Source organism: Deinococcus planocerae (assembly GCF_002869765.1).
Lineage (GTDB): Bacteria > Deinococcota > Deinococci > Deinococcales > Deinococcaceae > Deinococcus > Deinococcus planocerae.
This window is the reverse complement of record NZ_PNOR01000078.1, coordinates 1-4,832: the sequence shown is the minus strand read 5'-3', so window position 1 is coordinate 4,832 and position 4,832 is coordinate 1. Positions and strand designations below refer to the sequence as shown.

Here is a 4,832-nt window from a genome sequence, read left to right as displayed (position 1 = left end):
CGAGCACGGCCACGACGGGTACGGCGGCCACCGGGACGACAGGTACCGCGGCGACCGGGGCGGCCACCGGCTCCACCGAGGCGGGCCCTGCGGCGGCCAGCCCGACCGGAGCGGGCACCACCGCGACGGGGACGGCGACGACCGGCGCCACCGGAGCGACGGGCACCGGCACGGCCACCACGGGGACAACGGCCACCGGCACGACGACGGGCACCGCCACCACGGGCACGACCGGCACGGCGGCGACGGGCGCCACCACGCCCCCGGCGGCGACGCCCTCCAACACGCCCGGCACCGGGCCGAACTCCAGCGTCGCGACCACCTCGCGCAACAACACTTCTCTGGCGGCCCTGATTGCCAGCGACGACCGCTTCACCACGCTCGCCCGCCTGGTGCAGGCGGCGGGCCTGACGGAAACGCTGTCCAGCGGCGACTTCACCATCTTCGCCCCCACCAACGACGCGTTCCTCAAGCTCGCGCCCAGCGACCTCAACGCTCTCGCCGCCGACCCGGCCCGCCTGCGGGAAGTGCTGCTGTACCACGTGGTCCCCACCCGCGTGACCGGCACCGCCCTCGCCAGCGCGAACCAGCTCACCACCGCACAGTCGGGCGTGCTGACGATCTCGCGCGAAGGCGCCGCCACCGGTGAACAGCGCACCCGGATCGGCAACGCGACGACCTCCGGCTTCACGCAGCCCGGCAACAACATCACCACGGGCAACGGTGTCCTCTACGTCCTCGACACCGTGCTCCTGCCCCCTGCGGCGGGCGCCGCCAGCACGACCACCGGAACGACTGGCACCGCGGCCACGGGCACGGCGACGGGGACCACCGCGACCGGCACCACGGGCACCGCGACCACGGGGACGACCGGCACGGGCACGACGGGGACCGCAGCCACAGGCACGGCAACCGGGACGACCACCACAGCGGCCACGACAGCCACGCCCCCGGCGGTGACGCCTTCCAACACGCCTGGGACCGGACCGAACTCCAGCGTCGCCACCACCTCGCGCAACAACACTTCTCTGGCGGCCCTGATCGCCAGCGATGACCGCTTCACTACGCTCGCCCGCCTGGTCCAGGCGGCAGGGCTGACGGAAACGCTCTCCGGTGGCGACTTCACGATCTTCGCGCCGACCAACGACGCGTTCCTCAAGCTCGCGCCGAGTGATCTCAACGCCCTCGCTGCCGACCCGGCGCGTCTGCGGCAGGTGCTGCTCTACCACGTGGTTCCCGGTCGCGTGACGGGCACTGCGCTGGCGAGCGCCAACCAGCTCACGACCGCTCAGTCGGGCGTGCTGACGCTCTCGCGTGAGGGTGCCGCCACCGGTGAACAGCGCACCCGGATCGGCAACGCGGCGACCTCGGGCTTTACCCAGCCGGGCAACACGATCACCACGGGCAACGGCATTCTTTACGTGCTCGACACCGTCCTCCTGCCGCCCGCCCGCTAAGGCCCTCCTTTCCCGAAGACCGTCCGCCTAGCGCGGGCGGTTTTTCGTGGGAGGGGTTCAGTCCAGGGGGTGCTGGCGCAGGAAGGCCGCCCAGGTGCGCTCGTCGCGGGGATGGGCGTGCGCCTCCGTCCACATCCAGTAGGGGGTGTAGAGGCTGCGGGCGGTGCGCAGTTCGTCCCGGAAGATCTCGGCGCTCAGGCCCCCCGCCGCGAGCAGCCCGCTCGTCTCGAAGCGGCGCAGCACGGGCTCCACGTCGTAGGCGACGGCGCGGAACTCGGGCCGCCAGCCCCGCGGCGTGGCGGTGAGCAGCAGGTACTGGGCGCGGCGGTCGCCGTTCGCCGGGGCGCCCACCGCGCCCGTGTTCAGCACCAGCACGTCTCCCCGCGTCGCCTGCGCCGGGCGGTGGATGTGCGAGCCGACGAGCACCCCCGCTCCGCCCGCCAGCTCCCGCACCCGCTCGGGCCGGGTCCGCTCGCTCAGGCTCTCGCGGTAGTGGGCGGGCGTGCCGTGCGCGACGAGCACCTCCGGGAGGCCGGGCTCATCCAGGGTGAGGGTCATCGGCCATTCCCCCGGGACCTCCAGCAGCCCCGCCCGGTCGAGTTGCCCGGCGCTCCACTCGGTCGCGCCCCAGAAGGGATCGGCGAACCACTCGGGCGGCAACGTCTCCGAGCGGGTGTGCCACAGCCGCAGGAGGTCGTCGTGGTTGCCCAGGGTGAAGGTCACGTCGTCCCGGTCGAGAAGCATCTGGAGGGCCCCCACGGAGTCCGGCCCCCGGTTCACCACGTCGCCGTTTACCACGATCCGGTCCACTCCCTGACGCCCGATGTCGGCCAGGACGGCGCGCAAGGCGTCCGCGTTTCCGTGGATGTCGGCGATCAGGGCGACGCGCACGGGGGGCATTGTAGGGGAGCGGTCAGCTCTGAGCCGTCAGCTTTCAGCCAGAAAAACCCGGGAGGGTAAGCTGACGGCTGAACGCTGGGAGCCGGGGGGTCTATGCTCTTCCCCATGATTGACGCCCTCGTAGGAAACACGCCCCTGGTGCAGCTTCGGCGGGTGGTCGAGCTGGGCATGGCCGACGTGTTCGTGAAGCTCGAAGGCCTGAACCCGGGCGGCAGCATCAAGGACCGCACGGCGCTGGGCCTGGTCGAGGACGCCGAGCGGCGCGGGGCGCTGTTGCCGGGAGGCACCATCGTCGAGCCGACGAGCGGGAATACGGGCATCGGGCTCGCGCAGGTGGCGGCGGCGCGCGGTTACAAATTGATCCTCTGTATGCCCGCCCAGATGAGCGAGGAGCGCAAGCGGACCCTGACCGCCTACGGCGCCGAACTCGTCCTCACCGATCCCGAGCGCCGGATGCTCGCCGCCATCGAGGAGGCCGAGCGCATCTCCCGCGAGACGGGCGCCGTCATGGTCGGTCAATTCACCAATCCCGCCAACCCCGCCGCCCACGAGCGCACCACCGGCCCCGAGCTGTGGGCGCAGATGGAGGGCCGCATCGACGCCTTCGTCTTCGGCTCGGGCACGGGCGGCACGATCAGCGGGGTGGGCCGGTACCTCAAACGCCAGGACCCCGGGGTGAGGGTGATCGCCGTCGAGCCCGCCCGCTCCAATGTGCTGAGCGGCGGCGAGCGCGGCGAGCACGGTTTCCAGGGCATGGGGCCGGGTTTCATCCCGGACAACCTCGACCGCTCGGTGATCGACGAGATCGTCACCGTCTGGGAGGAGGACGCCTACCCCCTGGCCCGGCGCCTCGCCCGCGAGGAAGGCATCTTCGTGGGCATGAGCAGCGGCGCGATGGCCTGGGCCGCGCTGGAGGTCGCCCGCCGTCTGGGGCCGGGCAAGCGGGTCGCCACCATCGCCTGCGACACGGGCGCGCGTTATCTGACGACCAGTCTCTTCAGTGGCGGCCCCGGCACCCCGAAGGGCTACAAGCCCTACTCCCGCGAGAAGGTGGAGGAGCCGGAGAGGGTCGGGGGTTGAGGCGGGAGGCGGAAGCGATTCGTGAAGTCCCTCCCCCTTGACTCGCAGAGCCGCTTGCAGAGGGCGTGAGCGAGCGCGGCGTCCCAGAGCCAGGGGGAATAGGGGGTCTTTTTCCCGCCGCGCTGTGGGGCGCTTCGTTTCACCCCCTCCCAGCCTCCCCCCTCAAGGGGGAGGAGGAAACAAGTCACCGCCTGTATGACTCAGCGAAGAGGGGCCACCCACGACATCTGGACGGCCCTTCCTTCTTGCGGCTGACGGCTGACCGCCGACCGCTCCTCCCCTACCTGCGTCCGCCCCCGAACATCCCGATCAGGTCGTCGAGCGCGTTGCCGTCGCCGTCGCGGTCGAGGACGTTGTTGAGGGTGCCGATCATGCCTCCCATGTTGCCCATGCCGCCGCCCATCTGGCCGGTGCCGACGTGGCCGGGCTGGCCCATCGGATTCTGGGCGTAGCCGGAGCGGTCGTACGGGTCCTGGGAGGAGCCGGGAATCACCGGGCCGCCGCCGAGCACCCCGCCCTGTGTCTGGGTCGGCATCTGCCCCTGACCGCCGCCGAGCATCCCGCCGAGGCCGCCGCCCATGCCGCCTCCCAGCAGTCCGCCGAGGATGCTGCCGATGTCGAAGCCGCCCATACCCCCGCCCATCTGCCCGCCACCCATCTGGCCGAAGCCGCCGCCCTGGCCCTGTCGCTGGCGGCTGAGGTAGCCGAGCACCAGGGGCGCGGCCATCGAGAGGACCTGCATGGCGAGCTGCGGGTCAATGCCCGCCCGGCGGCTCACGGCGTTCGCGGCGGCCTGCTGCTGGTTGCCGAAGACGTGCCCAAGGATTTTCTGGCCCTGGTACGGGTCGGGCGCCTGCCCCTGGCCGAACATGTCGAGAGCGCTGCCGTCGTGGCGGTCGAGGGCACTTTCCAGAGCCTGCGCCCCGCCCGGCTGCTGCGTGTTGCGGGTCATCGCGCCGAGGAGCAGAGGCACGGCGGCCTCCAGCGCGGCCTGCGTCTGGTTGGGGCTGGTGCCGAGGCGGTTACCGACCGTCTGCTGCGCCTGGCCCATGCCGCCGAGCATGTTGAAGATGTCCATCATGGGGGGTTCCTCCTTGGGGTGGGGATGAGACGTGGTGACCGTCAGACAGCCTAGCCCTGGGTCCGCGTTCGGAGGCCTGAGGCGAGTTGAGGGTTTCCTGACCTCTGACGTGTGGGGTCAGGCGACGGTGCGGCATGTTTATGGAGGGAGGTTGTCAAGAACGAAGCCCGTAAGCTGAAGCGTAGTACTTAGGTCTTGCATCTGGATAAGGTGAGTGAATACCCGTGCTGGCGCAGGAATTCTTCCTCTCGACAGACCTGTGCAGCGAGTCGTTGAATGACCAGCAGGGGCAGGGCCACCCGGGCGGCGACTTC

4 protein-coding genes and 1 pseudogene are annotated in these 4,832 nt (G+C 71.0%); 2 read left to right on the top strand and 3 right to left on the bottom strand.

Features of this window, described 5'->3' with window-relative positions; genetic code table 11:
- On the top strand, positions 1-1,457 hold a 1,457-nt coding region (locus tag A7B18_RS20940; protein ID WP_146009641.1), incomplete at its 5' end, for a fasciclin domain-containing protein.
- 57 nt (positions 1,458-1,514) lie between these two features.
- Here A7B18_RS20940 and A7B18_RS20935 read toward each other — a convergent pair.
- Positions 1,515-2,357 (bottom strand): metallophosphoesterase family protein, encoded by an 843-nt coding sequence (locus A7B18_RS20935; RefSeq protein ID WP_102128596.1) that lies wholly within the window; start codon positions 2,355-2,357, stop codon positions 1,515-1,517.
- 105 nt (positions 2,358-2,462) lie between these two features.
- Between A7B18_RS20935 and cysK the strand changes: the two genes are divergently transcribed.
- Positions 2,463-3,437, top strand: a complete 975-nt coding sequence (cysK, locus tag A7B18_RS20930) for a cysteine synthase A (protein ID WP_102128597.1) — start codon at positions 2,463-2,465, stop codon at positions 3,435-3,437.
- Positions 3,438-3,717: 280 nt separating this feature from the next.
- Here cysK and A7B18_RS20925 read toward each other — a convergent pair whose 3' ends face one another.
- Together A7B18_RS20925 and A7B18_RS20920 are read right to left on the bottom strand one after the other, a co-directional pair.
- On the bottom strand, positions 3,718-4,518 hold the full coding sequence (locus A7B18_RS20925; protein WP_102128595.1) for a DUF937 domain-containing protein: 801 nt from the start codon (positions 4,516-4,518) through the stop codon (positions 3,718-3,720).
- Positions 4,519-4,706: 188 nt separating this feature from the next.
- Positions 4,707-4,832, bottom strand: a pseudogene (locus tag A7B18_RS20920) (IS701 family transposase); the annotation flags it as partial.